The 16827-nt window shown below is 51.5% G+C and carries 27 protein-coding genes and 1 pseudogene; 17 read left to right on the forward strand and 11 right to left on the reverse strand.

The window, feature by feature from the left end; all coding sequences use genetic code 11:
* Positions 1 to 38: 38 nt before the first annotated feature.
* Both ACFO3I_RS14285 and ACFO3I_RS14290 read right to left on the reverse strand, forming a co-directional pair.
* Positions 39 to 665 carry a hypothetical protein gene (locus tag ACFO3I_RS14285; RefSeq protein ID WP_377335017.1) on the reverse strand — a complete coding sequence of 209 codons (627 nt, stop codon included), beginning with the start codon at positions 663 to 665 and terminating at the stop codon, positions 39 to 41.
* Between the two features lie 43 nt (positions 666 to 708).
* Positions 709 to 1581 carry a hypothetical protein gene (locus ACFO3I_RS14290; RefSeq protein ID WP_377335019.1) on the reverse strand — a complete coding sequence of 291 codons (873 nt, stop codon included), beginning with the start codon at positions 1579 to 1581 and terminating at the stop codon, positions 709 to 711.
* A gap of 335 nt (positions 1582 to 1916) precedes the next feature.
* Here ACFO3I_RS14290 and ACFO3I_RS14295 point away from each other — a divergent pair, with 335 nt between their 5' ends.
* The 15 genes from ACFO3I_RS14295 (at position 1917) to ACFO3I_RS14365 (ending at position 7795) form a co-directional block, all read left to right on the forward strand.
* Positions 1917 to 2918 carry a sigma 54-interacting transcriptional regulator gene (locus tag ACFO3I_RS14295; RefSeq protein WP_377335021.1) on the forward strand — a complete coding sequence of 334 codons (1002 nt, stop codon included), beginning with the start codon at positions 1917 to 1919 and terminating at the stop codon, positions 2916 to 2918.
* Entirely contained in the window at positions 2915 to 3133 is a 219-nt protein-coding gene (locus ACFO3I_RS14300; protein ID WP_377335023.1) for a hypothetical protein, read from the forward strand. The genes ACFO3I_RS14295 and ACFO3I_RS14300 overlap by 4 nt, the downstream gene beginning before the upstream one ends.
* A complete protein-coding gene (locus tag ACFO3I_RS14305) occupies positions 3108 to 3443 on the forward strand; it encodes a hypothetical protein (protein WP_377335025.1) in 336 nt (111 codons plus the stop codon). Before ACFO3I_RS14300 ends, ACFO3I_RS14305 begins: the two co-directional genes overlap by 26 nt.
* A 9-nt stretch (positions 3444 to 3452) precedes the next feature.
* Positions 3453 to 3821 (forward strand): hypothetical protein, encoded by a 369-nt coding sequence (locus ACFO3I_RS14310; RefSeq protein WP_377335027.1) that lies wholly within the window; start codon positions 3453 to 3455, stop codon positions 3819 to 3821.
* Entirely contained in the window at positions 3814 to 4104 is a 291-nt protein-coding gene (locus ACFO3I_RS14315) for a hypothetical protein (RefSeq protein WP_377335029.1), read from the forward strand. The genes ACFO3I_RS14310 and ACFO3I_RS14315 overlap by 8 nt, the downstream gene beginning before the upstream one ends.
* A gap of 179 nt (positions 4105 to 4283) precedes the next feature.
* Positions 4284 to 4499: a RebB family R body protein gene (locus ACFO3I_RS14320; protein WP_377335031.1), complete on the forward strand. Its 216-nt coding sequence runs from the start codon at positions 4284 to 4286 to the stop codon at positions 4497 to 4499.
* A gap of 15 nt (positions 4500 to 4514) precedes the next feature.
* Positions 4515 to 4817: a hypothetical protein gene (locus ACFO3I_RS14325; protein ID WP_377335033.1), complete on the forward strand. Its 303-nt coding sequence runs from the start codon at positions 4515 to 4517 to the stop codon at positions 4815 to 4817.
* A gap of 32 nt (positions 4818 to 4849) precedes the next feature.
* The gene (locus ACFO3I_RS14330; RefSeq protein WP_377335035.1) at positions 4850 to 5494 is read left to right on the forward strand and encodes a hypothetical protein; all 645 of its coding nucleotides are present in this window, start codon (positions 4850 to 4852) and stop codon (positions 5492 to 5494) included.
* Positions 5495 to 5637: 143 nt separating this feature from the next.
* The gene (locus ACFO3I_RS14335; RefSeq protein ID WP_337841424.1) at positions 5638 to 5868 is read left to right on the forward strand and encodes a RebB family R body protein; all 231 of its coding nucleotides are present in this window, start codon (positions 5638 to 5640) and stop codon (positions 5866 to 5868) included.
* A 32-nt stretch (positions 5869 to 5900) separates the two neighbouring features.
* Positions 5901 to 6131, forward strand: coding sequence for a RebB family R body protein (locus tag ACFO3I_RS14340; RefSeq protein WP_377335037.1), 231 nt, complete (start codon positions 5901 to 5903; stop codon positions 6129 to 6131).
* A gap of 55 nt (positions 6132 to 6186) precedes the next feature.
* Entirely contained in the window at positions 6187 to 6426 is a 240-nt protein-coding gene (locus ACFO3I_RS14345) for a RebB family R body protein (RefSeq protein WP_337841426.1), read from the forward strand.
* A gap of 26 nt (positions 6427 to 6452) precedes the next feature.
* On the forward strand, positions 6453 to 6692 hold the full coding sequence (locus ACFO3I_RS14350; protein WP_377335040.1) for a RebB family R body protein: 240 nt from the start codon (positions 6453 to 6455) through the stop codon (positions 6690 to 6692).
* Positions 6693 to 6794: 102 nt separating this feature from the next.
* Positions 6795 to 7004 (forward strand): hypothetical protein, encoded by a 210-nt coding sequence (locus ACFO3I_RS14355; protein WP_377335042.1) that lies wholly within the window; start codon positions 6795 to 6797, stop codon positions 7002 to 7004.
* Between the two features lie 47 nt (positions 7005 to 7051).
* Positions 7052 to 7306, forward strand: a complete 255-nt coding sequence (locus tag ACFO3I_RS14360) for a hypothetical protein (protein ID WP_377335044.1) — start codon at positions 7052 to 7054, stop codon at positions 7304 to 7306.
* Between the two features lie 57 nt (positions 7307 to 7363).
* The gene (locus ACFO3I_RS14365) at positions 7364 to 7795 is read left to right on the forward strand and encodes a hypothetical protein (RefSeq protein WP_377335046.1); all 432 of its coding nucleotides are present in this window, start codon (positions 7364 to 7366) and stop codon (positions 7793 to 7795) included.
* 75 nt (positions 7796 to 7870) lie between these two features.
* Here the strand turns inward: ACFO3I_RS14365 and ACFO3I_RS14370 are convergent, their stop codons facing one another.
* The 7 genes and pseudogenes from ACFO3I_RS14370 to ACFO3I_RS19130 all read right to left on the reverse strand — a co-directional run.
* Positions 7871 to 8110: a hypothetical protein gene (locus ACFO3I_RS14370; protein WP_377335047.1), complete on the reverse strand. Its 240-nt coding sequence runs from the start codon at positions 8108 to 8110 to the stop codon at positions 7871 to 7873.
* Positions 8111 to 8115: 5 nt separating this feature from the next.
* Positions 8116 to 8619 carry a hypothetical protein gene (locus tag ACFO3I_RS14375; protein ID WP_377335049.1) on the reverse strand — a complete coding sequence of 168 codons (504 nt, stop codon included), beginning with the start codon at positions 8617 to 8619 and terminating at the stop codon, positions 8116 to 8118.
* Between the two features lie 13 nt (positions 8620 to 8632).
* Entirely contained in the window at positions 8633 to 9094 is a 462-nt protein-coding gene (locus ACFO3I_RS14380) for a hypothetical protein (RefSeq protein ID WP_377335051.1), read from the reverse strand.
* A 148-nt stretch (positions 9095 to 9242) separates the two neighbouring features.
* Complete coding sequence (locus tag ACFO3I_RS14385; protein WP_377335053.1) at positions 9243 to 9803, reverse strand: helix-turn-helix transcriptional regulator; 561 nt, start codon at positions 9801 to 9803, stop codon at positions 9243 to 9245.
* Positions 9781 to 10017 (reverse strand): hypothetical protein, encoded by a 237-nt coding sequence (locus ACFO3I_RS14390; protein WP_377335055.1) that lies wholly within the window; start codon positions 10015 to 10017, stop codon positions 9781 to 9783. The genes ACFO3I_RS14385 and ACFO3I_RS14390 overlap by 23 nt, the downstream gene beginning before the upstream one ends.
* 52 nt (positions 10018 to 10069) lie before the next feature.
* The gene (locus tag ACFO3I_RS14395; RefSeq protein ID WP_417714987.1) at positions 10070 to 11992 is read right to left on the reverse strand and encodes a PAS domain-containing sensor histidine kinase; all 1923 of its coding nucleotides are present in this window, start codon (positions 11990 to 11992) and stop codon (positions 10070 to 10072) included.
* Positions 11978 to 12382: pseudogene (locus ACFO3I_RS19130) on the reverse strand (GAF domain-containing protein); the annotation flags it as partial. The gene ACFO3I_RS14395 and the pseudogene ACFO3I_RS19130, both read right to left, overlap by 15 nt.
* A gap of 410 nt (positions 12383 to 12792) precedes the next feature.
* Here ACFO3I_RS19130 and ACFO3I_RS14400 point away from each other — a divergent pair.
* Both ACFO3I_RS14400 and ACFO3I_RS14405 read left to right on the forward strand, forming a co-directional pair.
* Complete coding sequence (locus ACFO3I_RS14400; RefSeq protein ID WP_377335059.1) at positions 12793 to 13992, forward strand: GGDEF domain-containing protein; 1200 nt, start codon at positions 12793 to 12795, stop codon at positions 13990 to 13992.
* Positions 13993 to 14077: 85 nt separating this feature from the next.
* Positions 14078 to 14290 carry a CGNR zinc finger domain-containing protein gene (locus tag ACFO3I_RS14405; protein ID WP_377335092.1) on the forward strand — a complete coding sequence of 71 codons (213 nt, stop codon included), beginning with the start codon at positions 14078 to 14080 and terminating at the stop codon, positions 14288 to 14290.
* A 218-nt stretch (positions 14291 to 14508) separates the two neighbouring features.
* On the opposite strand, the gene arsJ is transcribed toward ACFO3I_RS14405, so the two are convergent.
* Together arsJ and ACFO3I_RS14415 are read right to left on the reverse strand one after the other, a co-directional pair.
* Complete coding sequence (arsJ, locus tag ACFO3I_RS14410; protein WP_377335061.1) at positions 14509 to 15735, reverse strand: organoarsenical effux MFS transporter ArsJ; 1227 nt, start codon at positions 15733 to 15735, stop codon at positions 14509 to 14511.
* A gap of 76 nt (positions 15736 to 15811) precedes the next feature.
* On the reverse strand, positions 15812 to 16822 hold the full coding sequence (locus ACFO3I_RS14415; RefSeq protein WP_377335063.1) for an ArsJ-associated glyceraldehyde-3-phosphate dehydrogenase: 1011 nt from the start codon (positions 16820 to 16822) through the stop codon (positions 15812 to 15814).
* Between the last annotated feature and the right edge of the window lie 5 nt (positions 16823 to 16827).

The raw sequence follows: 16827 nt of genomic DNA on the forward strand, positions 1-16827 counted from the left end.
AGATCCCAGACTCAGCGTACTCCACAGGACACAAAAGATTATCTCCTGTTAAACCATTCACCTGGCATGAACCAAACCGCGACACCAGCAGCAAGCATCGCCCAAGGCGGCACCATTCTCAGGTGTGGGCGAAGTGTTTTTTGCCAACCAGTGGCATGTGGATTCATCAGTACCATCATGCCAAAATTCCCCCCGCTGAACAGGGTGTACATCAAAGCGTTTTTATAGTCACGCTGCATCAGGTAATGCCCCGCCTTGATGCCATCCGCAATCCCTCCATAACGCGAGGCCCTTATACTCAAGGCATGAAACTCATGACCAGAAAACGCCATAGCCCGATACAGGCTAAAGCCTTGCAACGCGTAAAAACTGTGCCCGACCAATAACGAAGCGTTATTTCTATTGAGGCCATATTTACGGATATCCAAAGCTGTGTAGCCTATCCCGGCAGTAGCAGAGAGCACGCCACTAAACGCCACCTTGCTGTACCAAGCAGCATGCATGCCCACTTTAAAAATATCATCCGGCAGCAACTTGACTGGCGGATACAAAAATCTGCCGAAGCCTTCCAGAAACGACATTCGGGTTTCCAGAATGGCGTTGCCAATCAGACTGACAGTTGAAACAGTTTTCAACTGATCTTTCATCGTCGAGATGTCACTCATCGTGTTCCCCCTCTGCTGTGTGCCGCTGTCCTGTGGCCTGGGATCATTGCATCCTGGCTTTTGTCAGGCTGCGCCGTACCAATACCCGCTGGTAATACTCCTTGTCTTTGGTCAGTGCCGGCGTAATAGCCGCCATGCTGGGCGTCATCCATTTACTCAGGGTTTTGGTTTCAACATCCACGCCATAAGCTTCAGCGCCCACCGACAGGAAAGGGAATAAATAGCCATAGACTTCGGTATGCGAATAGTCATACTCCGGATCTGGGCCCTGACTATTCAACGCCTTATACAGTTCAGCCGCCAGGCTACCTTTGGTGCCAATCAGACTGGCCAGGAAATTACTGTCCTCCTTCAGGCTGATGGCAAATTGATCCCGCAACTCCTGAATACTGTTAAAACAATAGTTACAGGCCGCAGCACTGCTGTTACTGCTGACATAAATTTTCAGGCTCGCCCTTGAATCAATCGTCAAACTGTTCAGATACTTCACCAGATCCGTCGCTGTCATGCTCTGGTTGTAGCTGTCGTACATCAACGGCACCCCAGCACAACCCAGGCCACAGAGCTCCAGCACTGAGCCCGATCCCTGCACCCGCGTACTGGGATCCTTCAAAAAGGTTTCCACTTCATCCCTTAACTTGAGCAACACAGCCTGAGAAATGTCGTAATTCATATTGCTGCCAAGCAGCTCTGTCTCCAGTTTGTCTGTCGATGTGGGGTCAATCATCAGTCTGCCAATCAGCAAGTCCTGAAACAGCAATGCATCGTTGCGGCTGTTAAACAAGGGCTGCACCCATTTCTCTTTTGTGGGGGTTTCGCCACTCAGAGCGGCTCTGGTGAAATTGACCCCAAAAACATGTTCAAACAAAAGGGGAATATCACTGTTCGGGCTTGCCATATATTTGTTTTCTGCCATTTCAAATCTCCTTTTCATTAAAATTTCATCTGACGTGCAGAATTTTAATTTCAAAATCCGCACCAAAACAAAGGAAAGCAACAAAAAACACCAGCAAACCATTAAACAAAAAGGAAATTACAGCAAAAAACAAATAAAAAGACCCTATAACAAGAACATTACAACCCAACGATCGGACGATTTAATCCAAAACAAAAAACAAAGAGGATAATTTCATCCACAAAAATAAAAACATCAGACATTGTTACAAAAACACAAAAAATAGTGACAAATTCATAAGAAACGTTTCTATTATTGGTATAGGTTTTTTATTCATTTTCACAGGGAGGCCAACCATGAGTGCTGTCAGTTCATTTTTACCGCTGATGTCTGAAGTGTTACCCGGAGTGATCAGTCAAAACGCCACGATGAAAACCCTGGCGGCGCAGGTAGAAAAGATCGCCCGTAGTGACGGTGCGGTTTTTTTGCATGGTGAAACCGGCACGGGGAAAGATTTACTCGCTAAAGCTATTCATCAGCTCAGTGGCCGGCCCGGCCCTCTGGTCAGTGTGAACTGCGGTGCGATTCCGGAAACTCTGTTTGAATCCTTATTTTTTGGTCATGAAAAAGGCGCCTTTACCGGCGCGGATAAAAAACAGCAGGGCTTCTTTTATCAGGCCAGTCAGGGCACCTTGTTTCTCGATGAAATTGCGGAATTGCCTTTAGTGCATCAGGCCAAGTTATTACGTGTGCTGGAGAGCCGGCAATTCAGCCGGATTGGCAGCAGTGAAACTCAGGCATTTACCGGCCGTATTGTCAGTGCCTCCCACGCCAATCTGGCCGCACTGGTGACAGAGCGGACTTTTCGGGAAGACTTGTGGTATCGCATCAATTTGTTTGAAATCACAGTACCGGCGCTGCAGCAACGCCGCGACGATATCCCGTTACTTGCACAGCATTTTGCCCGCTTAAATAACACCATCCGTTTTAGCCGCTGCGCGTTGAAACTACTGCAATGCTCGGCCTGGCCCGGCAATATCCGGCAGCTGAAAAACTGTGTCGACAAGCTCTCGGTTCTGGCTGACGGGCCTGAAGTCACAGCTCAAACCATTCAGCAACTGGCCATTTGTGATGAGCAGGTCAATTGGGCCGCCCGGGTGGCGCAGGAAATTATGGAAATGCCGATCAGCAATAAACTCAGAACTATTCACGACGCATTGATAGAACAGGCGGTGGAAAAAACCAATGGCAATAAGACCGAAGCAGCCCGACTGCTTGGTGTCCATCGCAAGGTCGTTGAACGTCGTCTGGCACAAATTCAGACCAAACCCGCTTTGGTGCTTGAGGCCAGGTTATGAACAACAGGTCACACAATCTGACTCCAAAAGCGCAGGCTGAAGCACTGAGCCTAGCCGAACACAGCGCGCAGCAGCTCAGTCAGCTCAAAGCCGATTCCAGTTTGCTTTTGCAGCAGCTGATGCAAGAGCAGCAGTTCAAACTGCAACAGATGATGATTCAGTTGCAACAAAAACCTCAGGAGGCCTCTGATGAACAGAACAAACCTGCTGTTTGAAACCACCAAAACTGCACCGGGCAGTTACGAATGTGTCACTGTGCGTCAGCAAGCTGACCCGGCAACTGAGCGAGAACAACAGCAGCACAGCGCAGAGGATGCATCACGGCAATCTTTTGCTATCGACCCCAATATTGCCGCGACAGTGGCACCAGAGTGGGCCCAGCAGGCACAGGCGATTTTCTTCCAGAGTCTGCAGAGCAACAGTGCAGGTGGTCATGCTGAATACCTCAAGCAAATGCAGCTGCAATTTGAATCGATGCGTCAGTTGTTACAGCAACAACTGGCCCGCTTCAGTCAGCCACGCTGAGTCCATAAGATGACAGTTTCTATTTCAGCGATAGTGGCGCAAAGCAATGCATTTGCCAGCTCACAACTGCAGCAGTTCCAGCAATTTATCAATACCAGCAAAGCACTGCAGGGCGCCATCGCCACTGAGCAGGCACAATCACAGCAACTCTATACACAGCTGCTGCAGTTGGTGAACAGCCTGCAACAAGGTGCTGCCGCCAATGGACTGCAACCCATTCAAATTCTGCAGTCTGATCAGGCTTACTGTGACGCCTTGTCCGCAGAAACTGTGCCCGCCAGCGGCTTTAACCTGCCAAAACAAAGCCTGAAGTATATGGATAGCTTTATGCAACAGGTGGATCAGGATATGAACCAGCGGGAGCACACTGATGAGTAATGTCGAGCCCAGCACCAGTTCAGCCCAACAGCTGATCCAACCGTCGGTGAATCAATCCGTGGCTTTGGCGGTGCAAAGTGCGGTCGACCTGATGCGAAACCTCAATACCATTGAAACCACAGTGATAGGGGTGGCGTCAGCCAGTTGGCTGGCCCAGCCGGAAAACATGGCGTACAAAGAAATTATTGAGACTGCCACTAAAACCATTACCTTTGCCGTCGAAAACTTAGCCCAGGTAGGCACTGTTGGCGCCCAGGTATTGCAGGACTTGAAACCGGATTAACCCTGGTCGCAACCGGCCAGACAGCCTGGCAGTGCTGGCCGTTTTGTACCACAAGCTGCAGGGTCAGCCTGGCTTTCTGTTTTGTAAGGCATTGGCGCAATGCAGATTTTCTCCGAAACCACAGCTTGGCAGGCTTTTCGCATTGGCATCAATCAACATTGAAGCTGACAGGAGGATGTATGAGCGAACTCAATGCCGCCATAGTGCAAAGTCTGGCTCTGGTAAACACCATGACTCTTGGCGTTGCACCAGCCATGGCCATGGGCAGCCAGTACCAACATCTGGCATACAGCCTGGGTCTGGCCAGCATGAACCAGGTCTTTGCCCAGCAACAGACGAACATCAGTCAGCAAGCGTCATCTGTGCTGGCTGTACTGCAACTTTACCGCCGCTAAGCCCTGGAGCGACTGATGTCTGACCAACCCGATCCCCAGCCAGCCGAATCAGCACAGCAACTGCTGCAACAGGCGATGGCATTGTTTGATATGGCCCCTGTGCAGCAGGTTCAGCTGGCATTTCCATCCGTGATCAGTGCCACAGCGCCGCCACCGGACGCTTTGCAGCTGAACCTGCACCAGCTGTATGCCAGCCAGGAGCAACTGTTCACCGCCGATCTGGCTGGCGCGACGCCAGACCAGCAGCCGCAGACTGTGGAGCCTGCAGTAGAGCCAGATTCAGTCCGGCAGATGTTTGAGCCTGCAGCGGACAGCTGAAGGCAGCTGTCCTTTGGCTAAGTTCAGCAACCATGAGTTTTTTAAGTTCTGCCTGCCTGTTGCCAAAAAAGCGGCTGGAACACGACTTTAAAGTTGTGCTGGGATCTGTGCTGGTGGACGAGCTGTCGCAGCTTCGGCAGCAGCGGCAGCGACAGTATCAGGATTTGCTCAGTGATTACCTGAACCCCTTGTTGCCCAGAACAGGGCGTGCTCCAAATCAATTACCCGATAAACTGCCGCTGTATTGGCAGCAACTGGTACTGCCCAATGCCCGAATTTGTTCCGAACTGATCCTGAGCAGTTTTGGCCAGGTGACCTACCTGCACTACCTGTCGATGCTGCCGGAAGATTTTGGCCTGTTCAGCCCGTTGTGGCCATCCCAGATGTTTGCCTATATCAACAGCCTGATTGGCGATACGCTCAGCGCCGTCACAGCGCTAAGCCTGAGCCAACACAACTGCGCTATCGTCTGCACCCTGACCAACCCGAATCTGGCCGCAATTTTTACCTCCCACGGCTTCCGCCCCTGTCCGTCAGGACCACAAATTCAGGGGCTGCCGTTGCCTGCCCGGTTTTACCGGCCACTGACCACAAGGCAAAGGGCGGATCAGACCATCAGCAAACTGCAGATGGCTGATCCTGGCCATCTCCGCCCGGAAAGACCTAACAGCAACTAGAAAATATATCTTTAAAAAACAATAAATTAGGAATATTTCATTGAGTTATGACGGCTGGCACAACCAATGCAGTACCTCAGATGAATCCAAGATTGAGGATTCGAACCCTGGTACGCATAGTACCTAAATCATGGAGATTGATTATGTCGAGTGCACAACTTGTCAATGGCGCAGTCGTCGACTCTGTCACTATTACCAATACAAAAGTACTGGCCGAAGCTCCGGCAATGGCCATGGGCAGTCTGTACCAGACTATTGGTAATTCAGTCGCGATGGCCGCAGCCAACGCCGTTTATGCGCAACAACAGGCCAATGTGGTGTATCAGGCGTCAACGACGCTGGGTGTCACTAAATTGTTCTCACAAAACGCGTAACAGCATCAGCCTTTTGAACAGGAGATCCAGCGATGTCACAACCCACTCAGGTGAATGGCGCCGTTATTGACGCTGTCGCAGGCACCAACAGCTCAGTCGGTGCAGTAGCCCCGGCTATGGCGATGGGCAGCCTGTATCAGACGATCGGCAACTCTGTCGCTATGGCAGCGGCCAATTCGGTCTATGCTCAGCAACAGGGTTGGGTCACAGCCCAATCTGCCGGAACTTTAGGGGTCACCAAGTTGTTCAGTCAGAACAACTAGCGACTTAAGCCAACAGCAGTAGGAAGTAACACAACATCAACTCAGGAGAGATCTTATGTCTAACTCAACCCAACCTACAGTGGTCAATGGTGCCGTTGTCGACTCCATCGCCACAGTGAATACCAAAGTACTGGCAGAAGCACCGGCCATGGCGATGGGCAGTCTGTACCAGACCATTGGCAACTCTGTCGCCATGGCGGCCGCTAATGCTGTGTATGCGCAACAGCAGGCCAATGTGGGTTACCAGGCGGCCAGTACCCTTGGCGTAACCAAATTGTTTTCTGACAACCAGTAAAAAACTAACCCCATAAGGAGATCATGATGAGCAACGCTTCTCAACCAACCGCAGTCAATGGCGCCATTGTAGACGCTGTCACTATTGCCAACACCAAAGTGCTGGCCGAAGCACCGGCCATGGCTATGGGCAGCCTGTACCAAACCATTGGCAACTCTGTCGCCATGGCCGCTGCCAATGCGGTGTATGCGCAGCAACAGGCCAATGTCGCCTATCAGGCTGCTACCACTCTGGGTGTAACCAAGCTGTTCTCCCAGAACAAGTAAACAGGTGTGAGCTGGCTGGACACCAGCCACTCGCAGTTCAGACAGAGCAACCTGGTTGCTCTGTGCCTGTCTGATTTCAAGCCATAAAAGTGAGTAAAGATTATGCCCGACACCAATTACATCGACAGCTCAGTGGCCATTAATGACGAAGTACAAAGCCAAAGCAATGAAACCCTGCAAACTCTGTCTTTAGGTGGTCTGGTCAATGCCACCACACTGACTATGCTGAATAACACAGCCAACCAGTATGCGTCCCAGACTCTGGCCAACTCGGCCATGGTACAGGTCTGCAATAAAATTCTGAGTTCTTGAACCCAGCCAGTCCAACAACTTCATGTCACGACCACAGGAGCCTGACTATGCCTTTGTCATCTCAATCCAGCGGTATATCCAACTGCATCAAAGCCCCTTTTGACCCTTTGGATAAAACCAGTCCTGGGGAATGGAGCATTTGTTACAACCTGCAGCAACAGAAACTCACTCTTTCTGTTCAGCTGTTCCAGCCTGAACCAACAAAGCAGGCTCTCTTTGTCTGTACTTTGGATACTGCCGGCCTGAATGACCTGCTGGAGTTTTTAGCCGTAGTCAAAATGCGCATCAACCAACCGGCCTGATGCTGAGCCAGGCTTTGCACACAGGACAGGCCAATTAACGATGGAGAGGACGTCATCATGAGTGAAGAAAATCATAAAACCGGCTCCGCCACCTCTAAATTAGGTATTACGGCAGAAGAAGCCGCCGGAGCTGCAGTTGCACAATCGTTGTCCTTCGCCGCACAAAATGAAGTGGACGCATTCAGAAACCAGAATACCGTTAATATGGTGGCCATGGGTGTCGCTTATGCCAAATGGCTACAAAACCCGTTACTGAGTGCCCCATACAGATCGCTGGTGATGAGCACCAGGGTAGAGGCAAGTGGCGGCGCCGAGCTGCTGAAACAGATCCTTTCTATATCAGAAAACATTGATAAATCAGAAGGAAAACCCAGCAACAAAACGACAGCAAGCCCGCAGCCTGAAGTCAAAATCGTCCCCGCACGCAGCATACCTGACCAGGTATTTCAGTATTTCTTGTCACCCAAACAAGACGATGAAGAGCGATAATCTCACTGAACCAGCCAGCTCCTGAGCCCTGTGGCTGCGGAGCTTTTGTTGGCGCCGATCAGGGATCTGGCAGAGTTAATCTTCTGTAGTGTCAGTATGCAGCGAATTCAGCATCAGCTGCATCGCCAGCCGGGTGGCTTTGGCATCTGCTCTGTTTAGTGCCGCTGAGGCCAGTAATTCACGGCTGACAGGACTGAGATCAATCGCCTTTTTAGTCGCCGCTGTCACGTCGGCAGGCGACATCTCCGCCAGCCAGCTGGCTGGCTGCCAATACCAGCCAAAACGATCAAAAACTGCAGGCGTCTGCTTGATCACTGCGATTACCAATGCAAGGCGGGCTGTGGGTCTGTGGAGCCTGCGTGAGCCAGAGCTGGATCCTCCGGATTGCCGGCGCCTTCAGTGGGGTAAGGCAGCGGTAAATGAGGGGAGGCAAGCAGCAATTCCGTATAAAACGCCTGTTGCCATTGCCACAACAGCTGCAAGGCATTGAGTTGCTGCTGCCTGGCTTTGAATTCCTGCTGATAATCAAACCAGTGTTCTGCACCGGCTGGCAGTGGGCTGGCATAGATGAGGTCCAGTAAGCCGTCCTGACTGCAGCTATAGAGTGCAGACACCGCTTCCAGTTCCTGCCGACTCTCCTGCCCTGGTAGCAACAGGATTTTTTGCTGGAACACCAACAACTGCTGCATTTGACTGGCCCAAAGCGCTAATCCAGCGCTGTCGGGCTTTGGGTCCATCGCCGGGTTGGCAGACGCAAACTCAACCACCTGCTGTAAACACGCAGACAGCACTAAGTAATTGTCTTCAACGGCCTGAGCTTTCATTGGTGCCTCCTGTTTATTCATAACGGCTGTAGCCAGCATCCACCTGCACAGCAACCGTCGGCTGCGTGATGGCTGGGCTGGAGTGCCCAATGCTTTGTGACGGGTTGAGCGCAAACGTCTCAGCGTGCTGTCCAGTGCCGGCAGCAGCTGCCGAGTGGTTCCACCGGCGTAACAGCTGCTCCTGACTGTGACCAGGAACTGAGGCTATCCCTTGATAAAAAGCGCTGATCTGCTGCTCCAGTTGTTGGCAGAGTTGCCGGTTTTCCGGGAGCAGGTCTTGCCTGGCCAGGCAAAGAAATACCGGCTCAAATTGCTGCCTCAACTGTTCCAGCAACTGTGCTGACACCACCTCTCCGGCAGTCTGCGCCTGCAGCAGACAGGCAGATTTCAGCCAATCCAGCAGTATGGCTTTTTCTGCTGCCGGGGCCGACAGCTGCTTTAGCGAGTTCATCATCTCCTGGGGTTCGATCAGCATAAGAGTTCCTTTAGTTTTATCCTGCACATCAACAAGCCAGATGTATGCCAATGCCACAGGCCACGCCAGATCGGGCCTGCGCTGGCACTGAGAGAGCAACACGGAACAAAATGACCAGTCAGCCGTTGCTGCTGGTCAACCGCGGCCACTAGCCCGACCTGCGTCGGACCCGCAGCGGGTTTTGTTGAAACACACTCTTAAAAGTTGCAGAAAAATTGGCCTGCGACTGATAACCCAACCGTAATGAAATTTCCTGAATACTCAGGCTGGTTTCGATCAGCAATCGACGGGCCTTTTCCATGCGCTGCAGGCGTAACCAGGCCGAAACGCCGATGTCCAGCTCCTGCTTAAAAGCTTTTGCCAGACTATTCCGGTTTGTATTCATCGCTTTACTGATCGAATCTACGGTCAGTGGCTGATGCAAATGCTGCAGGATATAACGACAGGTTTTTTCAACCAGCTCCTGTTGCTTGCTAATCACCACCGGTCTGCCATCTTCTGCAGCGCTGTCAGACCCCGCATCATCGGAACACAATAAGATTCGCTGGCACAATTGCATAAATTGCTGAAGAGGCACCTGCGACAGTTCGCCACACAGCGTGAAGGTTTTATTGCGAAGATGCACCAGTGCCACCGCCTGTTCAGACAGTGCGAAACGCCTTTGTGCGTCACTGAATGCAGTATCCTCATCCAGCAGATACACCGTCATTTTTTTTTGGATCACAGCTTAGCGGGTCGTCAAACTGGCGGGCATAAAGGCAGGCATAGTCGCGGTTCAGCACATTTAACAGCCGCTGTGACAACGCGTTTTTTTTAAGCAGAAACACTAACTGCAGTTGATCGTTGATCATCCGTACTCCTAGAGTTTTCCGGCCACAGGAGGTGGCCACTATGGCTGCTGGGATCAGAGCTTCCCTCAGCATAACGGATGAAATGCACCTTTATCTGATTCGGGTAAAAATTCCTGCCGCAGACTCAGAACAACAAAGGAAAACGCACAAAAAACCGGCTGCCCTGGCCTGGAGTCGAAATAAAACCAATAGTGCCTCCCATCACATCAGCCAATTCCTTGCACAACGCCAGCCCAAGGCCGGTGCCGCCTTTGCTTTTTGAACTGCTGGCGTCGGCCTGCGAGAAACGCTGAAAAATCTTACTGTGAAATTCAGTCGGAATACCTGGGCCCTGGTCAGTCACTGATATTTCCAGCTGCGAGCCCTGCCGGTGCGCCTCCAGCACCACCAAACCACCATCCGGAGAAAACTTCAGCGCATTGGACAGCAGATTGGCGAGAATTTGTTGCAACCTGTGCTCATCCACTTTGAGCTCGGCATCCGCCAGATCCTCCGTCACCTGCAACTCCAGTTTAACTCTGGATTTTTCGGCAAACGTGGCGTGGTCACGCCGCGCGTGCTGCAACAAAGGCAACACTTTCAGCGTCTTGAGCTCCAGCTTCATTTTACCGGCGCTGAGCTTTTCAATATCCAGCAGGTCATTAATCAAATGCTGCAACCGGCTGATATTACTTTGTGCTACATCCAGCAGCATTTGCGCTGTGTCGTTTAACTGCAATTGCTGGGTGCCGACCAACAGCTTAATGGCGCCACCAATGGAAGTCAGCGGGGTACGCAGTTCGTGGCTGACGGTGGAGATAAACTCATCTTTGAGCCGTTGCAGCCGCATAAATTCGGTGACATCCTGCACCGACCCCACCATCACCTGTTCAGGAAAATCCTGCACCGGCAGCAATTGCGCCAGCTCGTGCACCCAGCGGATTTCGCCATCGGGCCGCACAATACGGTGGATCACATTGTGTTCCCCACTCTGAAAAGCCCTGGCTTCACTCTCGGCAAGTTTATCGAGGTCGTCCGGATGCACCATGCTGTTAAACAGCGCAATGTTGGGCTGGGTAAACTCTGGGTCAAAGCCGAAAATGTCATAAATCATCGGTGACCACCACAACTCGCCGGTGCGCAAAGTCGCCCGCCAGTAACCAATGCGGGCTTGGCGGCTGGCCTGCTCCAGCCGTTGCTGCGCCAGATTTAACTCGGAGTAAGCCTGCTCCAGCGCAAGATACTGCTGTTTACGTTCGGTGATCTCATAGATATAACCGTGCCAGAGCACACTGCCGTCGGGCATGGCTTCTGGCATAGCCCGGCCCGCCATCCAGGCCACATCGCCATTTTGACGTTTCACTCTGTATTCATGCTGCCACAGTGACAATTCGGTTTTAGAACGCAGTATGCTTTCCGTCACTGCAGGAATATCGTCCGGAACTATGACGGAAAACACCGCCGAAGCGTCGTGCCGTACTTGCTCAGGCGTCACCCCATAAATCTGATATATGGACTCACTGGCGTAAGGAAAGGCAAAATGGCCGTCTGGCCACTGCTGAAACTGATACACCACACCGGGCAGCTGCTGCGTCATTTTCTCCAGTTTATCCCGGCTCGCCAACAAAGCCTGTTCCGCTTCTTTCTGTTCGGAAATATCAGCATGAGTGCCATACATCATCAGGGGCTGGCCATCTGCAGTTCTCGACACCAGCCGGCCGCGGTCATGCACCCATACCCAATGGCCGTCTTTATGTTGCATCCGACACTGGCAGTCATAAAACTCTGCCTCACCAGAAAAATGCTGCTGTAGCAATGCGTTGGAACGTTCACCGTCGTCCGGGTGCACCAGGCCGAGCCAGGTATCAATGCTGATCGGCTGCAGTTCATCAAGACGATAGCCGATAATTTCGGCCCATCGTTCATTAAAAAGGGTTTCGCCGGTCTGCACATTCCATTGCCAGGTGCCAATGCGGGTACCGTCCAGCACCGAACGGTTCAACAATTCACTTTGGGCTAACTTCTGATGGGCAAACTGCTGTAAGCGGTCACGAATTTCCTGTTCCACCGAATCTGCAAAGTTACGCAGAATCTCCAGCTCGGTTTCAGTCAGCTTGCGGGGCTTGCTGTCAATCACACACAAAGTGCCAATACGCTGGCCGTCAAAGCTGAGCGGTGCCCCAGCATAAAAGCGGATAAAAGGCGGCCCCAGCACCAGCGGGTTGTCTGCAAAACGGGGGTCTTGCGCCGCATCGGCGACTTCAAAGATATCCTTGGCTAAAATGGCGTGACCACAAAATGAAATCTCTCTGGGGGTTTCACAGGCGTCTAAACCCTGCCTGGATTTAAACCACTGGCGTTCCTTGTCGACCAAAGATACCAGCACAATTTCCGTGCCAAGGCAAAGCTGAACCAGATGGGTCAGCCGGTCAAAGCGCTGCTCAGCCGGACTGTCCAGCAAAGCTGCGGAGCTAAGTGCAGCTAAGCGTTTGAGTTCATCAATTGGAAGGGATGGCGCAAGCATAAAGTCCGGTAACCCTCTGGAGCCAGAGGAGCCATAAGCTGGAGGCAGCTTGTCTTTTCACGGACGGCTCCGTCATGTTGTCCCTTTGAGACTAACAGAGGTCCGGCAGGCAGGCAAACCAGCCTCAACGCTTTGTTGGCCCTAATACGCACCAGCTGAGCTCGCTGCAAAACTGGCAGCGCCATAGCGTAAGACCTCAGAGTTCATCCCGAAAACAAACACAGCAAATGCGAAAAGCACCTGAACTAAAACAGAGACTTAGTTAAATCTGTCCCTGGATATTGAGCCCTCAGGTATTCAGTGCTCTAATAGCGCACAACAAGGATGTGACAGGTTTAGGTAAAATGGATTTACTAACCCTTAGTGCAATAAATTTTCTGTTAGGCCTGACGATACTGCTGTGCTGCGGTTATCAGGTCAAACATCAAAGTTCTGGCAGTCCGTGGTTGTGGTTTTCTTTAAGTGGCGCTTGTTTGCTGCTCAATGCTGGCATCGCCCTGATCGCGGATCTGGGTGTGCAAATTTCGCTGCTTCTTCCCATGCTGGCCAATGCCGCCACTATGTCGATGCATCTTTGTGTACTGTTCGGATTGGCCGCCTGGCAACAACGCCCGCTGCGCCGTTGGCTGTATTGGTCGCTGGTACTTACGGTGGTGATGCTCCATTTGCTGCCTGTGATGCAGCAGCAGTTTAGGCTCAGGGTCTTTGTTTGTTTCAGCGTGATTATTCTGCTGAATATCCGTGCACTGGGTTTACTGAAACCGCTCAAACTCAGCCAATTGTCTGTCGCTAGCAGGATCCTCGGCACCGCACTGCTGTTTAATCTGGCCCAAATGACAACCCGCTGGCTGATGTATGGCGCTGAACTGATGGCGCCAGAACGTTTTACCCAACCGCCTTTATTGCATCAGCTGGGCTTTTTTTGCATGACAGTGTTTGCCAGCATTTTACTGGCCGGTTTTGTCGCCGTTTTAGTGCAACAACAGCATCAGTTGTTGCTGCACCAGGCACAGCGCGATGCATTGACCGGCTTGTACAACCGTCATCAACTCGCCCCCAAAATTACGGCGGTACTGAACCAGAGCAGCCGGCAAAAACATCAGGTCGCCTTGTTACTACTCGATTTGGACCATTTCAAACAAATTAACGATCGTTTTGGACATAGCTTAGGTGACAAGGTGTTAACTGCGGTCGCCACAGCCATGCAACAGCACTGCCGCGACTACGATTTACTGTTCCGGCTGGGTGGAGAAGAGTTTTTGATTTGCCTGCCAGACACTGGCCCTCAGCAGGCATTACAGAAGGCAGAACAACTGCGACTGCTGATACGCCAGCTGCACCAGCAACAGGACTGGCCAGCCGAACTACAACTCAGTGCCAGTATTGGATGGACTTGCAGCAACGGGCAGTCAGAAGTGATGAGCCTGATTGAACAGGCCGATCAGGCGCTATATCGAGCTAAACAGCTGGGCCGTAACTTGGTGATTTACCATAGTGATCTGCAAGATTTGCCAACGCATCAAGCGGCTCAATCATCAGCCTGATTTGCTGCTAGTGTGGTCGCGGAATATGCCTGCACCGAACTGTTGACGGGACATTGAAATGGCGATGCCTTTCAGTTATCTGCAAATGCCTTGCTCTATCTCAGCAAACTGCAAACCCGCTGGTCGTCCGCCATCAATCCTCAAAGGCAACGCCGCCCTGGTCAAACAATGTGAACACCCAGACTGCATTTTGTGGTTTTACCATCGCACCAAAGCCCACAAACGCCCTTGGTGCAGCATGGCCTTGTGCGGCAACCGCCATAAAGCCGCGCAATTCAGGAAAAGGAGTGGTGGTTAAGGGCCCGCGTGATGAGCGGCAGCCAAGCGCAGGAGGTCTCAGGATCAATAATTTTATTTAGCAGAAATTGAGTGAAATCTATTCACTTTACTGGCATTAAAGTCCGCTGTTAGGTGAAAGCGGACAACGCTGGAATCATTCCAATCATTATGCTCATATTTTTTGAGGCATAAATGTGTAAGCAAATGACATCGTCAGCGATAGAGCGAGAGCCATTTTCAAGCGTCTTCATTCTTCAATGTGATGCTGATAAATAGCGTTAGCATTAAAAATACACTTGATATCCACAAACATACCTCAAGGCCATATGCCTGATAAACCCAGCCTGAAAGCACAGTGCCGATAAGCCTGCCTATAGCATTGGCCATGTAATAAAAACCGACATCCAGAGAGACTCCGTCACATCCGGCGAGGCTGACTATCAGATAGCTGTGCAGGGAAGAGTTGACTGCAAACACAGCGCCGAACACCATCAGGCCACCGATCAATACCCACAGAGGTGCAGAGCTGTATTGCATACCTGTACTTATCAGCAGTGGGATCGCACAGAGTGCGATTGCCCATCCAACAACGGCAGATACGCCGGGAACTTTACCTGCTTTCTTACCGGTGATTGCCGGAGCCAGTGCCTGCACCATGCCATAGCCAATGACCCACAACGCTAAAAAGCTACCAATTGAGGTTTGGCTCCACTGGAATTGTGTAGCCAGATACAGCGGCAGGGCTATGACAAACCAGACATCGCGGGCTCCAAATAAAAACAATCTGGCCGCAGAGAGCTTGTTAATGGCTGAACTTTTGGAAAACAAATCTTTGAATTTGGGTTTGAATTTACTTTTACCCAGATCCTTTTTCAGCAGAAATAAACTCAGCAACCAAATAGCCGCAAGGACTGCGGCCATACTCGCCACTGCGCCTTGAAACCCAAGTTGGGCCAATAGCAAACCACCTAAAAAGAAACCAACACCTTTCAGGGCATTTTTCGAGCCGGTCAGGATAGCGATCCACTTGTACAAAGCACCTTGTGCCTCGTCAGGCAGTAGCAGTTTCAGCGAACTTTTCGCGCTCATTTTATTGAGATCTTTGGCGATGCCCGACATAGCCTGCGTAGCCATGACCCAAACAACAGTCAACATAGAGGCTGGCACCAGCAGCATCGAGAGTGCAACAACCTGTAGCAACAAACCTATATTCATGGTTTTATTCAGGCCAATCCTCGCACCGAGCCAACCGCCCACTAAATTAGTGACAACGCCAAACAGCTCATAAAACAAAAACAATGATGCAATAGCCAGCGGACTGTAACCGAGCTTGTAAAAATGCAGGACAACCAGCATACGCAGTGCGCCATCGGTCAGGGTAAAAGCCCAGTAGTTACCGGTAACGACCAGGTATTGGCGAAGGCCACTGTTGTTGAACGTCTCTGACATCGGTCTCAAATCCATATTTTTGTTTGATGAAACGGTCGCAGTGAGAACTGATAGTTCATCATTGATCGAACACTACGACCGCTACTGGCGTTTAACTCAGGTCGGCCACACCGACCAAGCGGGCCAGTTCTACCGTCCGGTTGGCATAACCCCATTCATTGTCATACCAGGCATAGATTTTCACTTGCGTGCCATTCACCACCATGGTCGATAACGCATCGATGACGCTGGAGCGCGGGTCGGTTTTGTAATCAACGGAGACCAGCGGCCGCTCTTCATAACCCAAAATACCTTGCAGCGCGCCGTCGGCGGCGGCTTTGAGCAGTTGATTTACTTCAGCGGCGCTGGTGGCGCGTTCCACTTCAAATACGCAATCGGTTAACGAGGCATTGGCCAGTGGCACCCGCACCGCATGGCCGTTTAAGCGGCCTTTAAGCTCGGGGAATATCTCGGTAATAGTGGTGGCTGAGCCGGTAGTAGTTGGAATTAAACTGGCGCCACAGGCACGGGCGCGGCGTAAGTCTTTATGTGGCGTGTCCAGAATCGACTGGGTATTGGTTAAATCGTGGATGGTGGTCATAGAGCCGTGTTTAATGCCCAGGCTTTGGTGGATCACTTTAACCACAGGTGCTAAGCAGTTGGTGGTACAACTTGCTGCGGTCACAATGCGATGCAGGTCTTTATCATAAAGCTGATGATTCACACCCATGACCACGTTGAGTACTCCAGCTTCTTTCACCGGGGCACTGACTACTACACGCTTCACACCCTGCGCTAAATACGCCTCCAGCACGGCTTTGCTTTTCATTTTGCCAGAGCATTCAATCACGATGTCACAGCCTGACCAGTCGGTCTCGGCAATGGCTTTGTGATGACTGACGGCTATCTGTTTACCGTTGATAACGATGTTGTCATTGGTATGGGTAGCTTCATGCGGCCAGCGGCCGTGTACTGAATCAAAGTTCAGCAGATGGGCAAAAGTGGCGGCATCGCCGGCTGGGTCGTTTATACGGACAAATTCAAATTCCGGCCAGTCAAAGGCGGCGCGCAGCGCCAGCCTGCCAATGCGGCCAAAGCCGTTAATCCCTACTTTAATTGTCATGCCTG

This window comes from Rheinheimera marina, assembly GCF_042654345.1.
Lineage (GTDB): Bacteria > Pseudomonadota > Gammaproteobacteria > Enterobacterales > Alteromonadaceae > Pararheinheimera > Pararheinheimera marina.

What these genes read in the sequence shown, in the direction of transcription:
- ACFO3I_RS14285 (WP_377335017.1), bottom strand. Translation starts at nt 665, where the DNA reads ATGAGTGACATCTCGACGATGAAAGATCAGTTGAAAACTGTTTCAACT.
- ACFO3I_RS14415 (WP_377335063.1), bottom strand. Translation starts at nt 16,822, where the DNA reads ATGACAATTAAAGTAGGGATTAACGGCTTTGGCCGCATTGGCAGGCTG.
- ACFO3I_RS14325 (WP_377335033.1), top strand. Translation starts at nt 4,515, where the DNA reads ATGTCTGACCAACCCGATCCCCAGCCAGCCGAATCAGCACAGCAACTG.
- ACFO3I_RS14290 (WP_377335019.1), bottom strand. Translation starts at nt 1,581, where the DNA reads ATGGCAGAAAACAAATATATGGCAAGCCCGAACAGTGATATTCCCCTT.
- ACFO3I_RS14305 (WP_377335025.1), top strand. Translation starts at nt 3,108, where the DNA reads ATGAACAGAACAAACCTGCTGTTTGAAACCACCAAAACTGCACCGGGC.
- ACFO3I_RS14350 (WP_377335040.1), top strand. Translation starts at nt 6,453, where the DNA reads ATGAGCAACGCTTCTCAACCAACCGCAGTCAATGGCGCCATTGTAGAC.
- ACFO3I_RS14295 (WP_377335021.1), top strand. Translation starts at nt 1,917, where the DNA reads ATGAGTGCTGTCAGTTCATTTTTACCGCTGATGTCTGAAGTGTTACCC.
- ACFO3I_RS14315 (WP_377335029.1), top strand. Translation starts at nt 3,814, where the DNA reads ATGAGTAATGTCGAGCCCAGCACCAGTTCAGCCCAACAGCTGATCCAA.
- arsJ (WP_377335061.1), bottom strand. Translation starts at nt 15,735, where the DNA reads ATGGATTTGAGACCGATGTCAGAGACGTTCAACAACAGTGGCCTTCGC.
- ACFO3I_RS14365 (WP_377335046.1), top strand. Translation starts at nt 7,364, where the DNA reads ATGAGTGAAGAAAATCATAAAACCGGCTCCGCCACCTCTAAATTAGGT.
- ACFO3I_RS14390 (WP_377335055.1), bottom strand. Translation starts at nt 10,017, where the DNA reads ATGCTGAGGGAAGCTCTGATCCCAGCAGCCATAGTGGCCACCTCCTGT.
- ACFO3I_RS14310 (WP_377335027.1), top strand. Translation starts at nt 3,453, where the DNA reads ATGACAGTTTCTATTTCAGCGATAGTGGCGCAAAGCAATGCATTTGCC.
- ACFO3I_RS14385 (WP_377335053.1), bottom strand. Translation starts at nt 9,803, where the DNA reads ATGACGGTGTATCTGCTGGATGAGGATACTGCATTCAGTGACGCACAA.
- ACFO3I_RS14340 (WP_377335037.1), top strand. Translation starts at nt 5,901, where the DNA reads ATGTCACAACCCACTCAGGTGAATGGCGCCGTTATTGACGCTGTCGCA.
- ACFO3I_RS14360 (WP_377335044.1), top strand. Translation starts at nt 7,052, where the DNA reads ATGCCTTTGTCATCTCAATCCAGCGGTATATCCAACTGCATCAAAGCC.
- ACFO3I_RS14355 (WP_377335042.1), top strand. Translation starts at nt 6,795, where the DNA reads ATGCCCGACACCAATTACATCGACAGCTCAGTGGCCATTAATGACGAA.
- ACFO3I_RS14320 (WP_377335031.1), top strand. Translation starts at nt 4,284, where the DNA reads ATGAGCGAACTCAATGCCGCCATAGTGCAAAGTCTGGCTCTGGTAAAC.
- ACFO3I_RS14330 (WP_377335035.1), top strand. Translation starts at nt 4,850, where the DNA reads ATGAGTTTTTTAAGTTCTGCCTGCCTGTTGCCAAAAAAGCGGCTGGAA.
- ACFO3I_RS14380 (WP_377335051.1), bottom strand. Translation starts at nt 9,094, where the DNA reads ATGCTGATCGAACCCCAGGAGATGATGAACTCGCTAAAGCAGCTGTCG.
- ACFO3I_RS14300 (WP_377335023.1), top strand. Translation starts at nt 2,915, where the DNA reads ATGAACAACAGGTCACACAATCTGACTCCAAAAGCGCAGGCTGAAGCA.
- ACFO3I_RS14400 (WP_377335059.1), top strand. Translation starts at nt 12,793, where the DNA reads ATGGATTTACTAACCCTTAGTGCAATAAATTTTCTGTTAGGCCTGACG.
- ACFO3I_RS14345 (WP_337841426.1), top strand. Translation starts at nt 6,187, where the DNA reads ATGTCTAACTCAACCCAACCTACAGTGGTCAATGGTGCCGTTGTCGAC.
- ACFO3I_RS14375 (WP_377335049.1), bottom strand. Translation starts at nt 8,619, where the DNA reads ATGAAAGCTCAGGCCGTTGAAGACAATTACTTAGTGCTGTCTGCGTGT.
- ACFO3I_RS14405 (WP_377335092.1), top strand. Translation starts at nt 14,078, where the DNA reads ATGCCTTGCTCTATCTCAGCAAACTGCAAACCCGCTGGTCGTCCGCCA.
- ACFO3I_RS14335 (WP_337841424.1), top strand. Translation starts at nt 5,638, where the DNA reads ATGTCGAGTGCACAACTTGTCAATGGCGCAGTCGTCGACTCTGTCACT.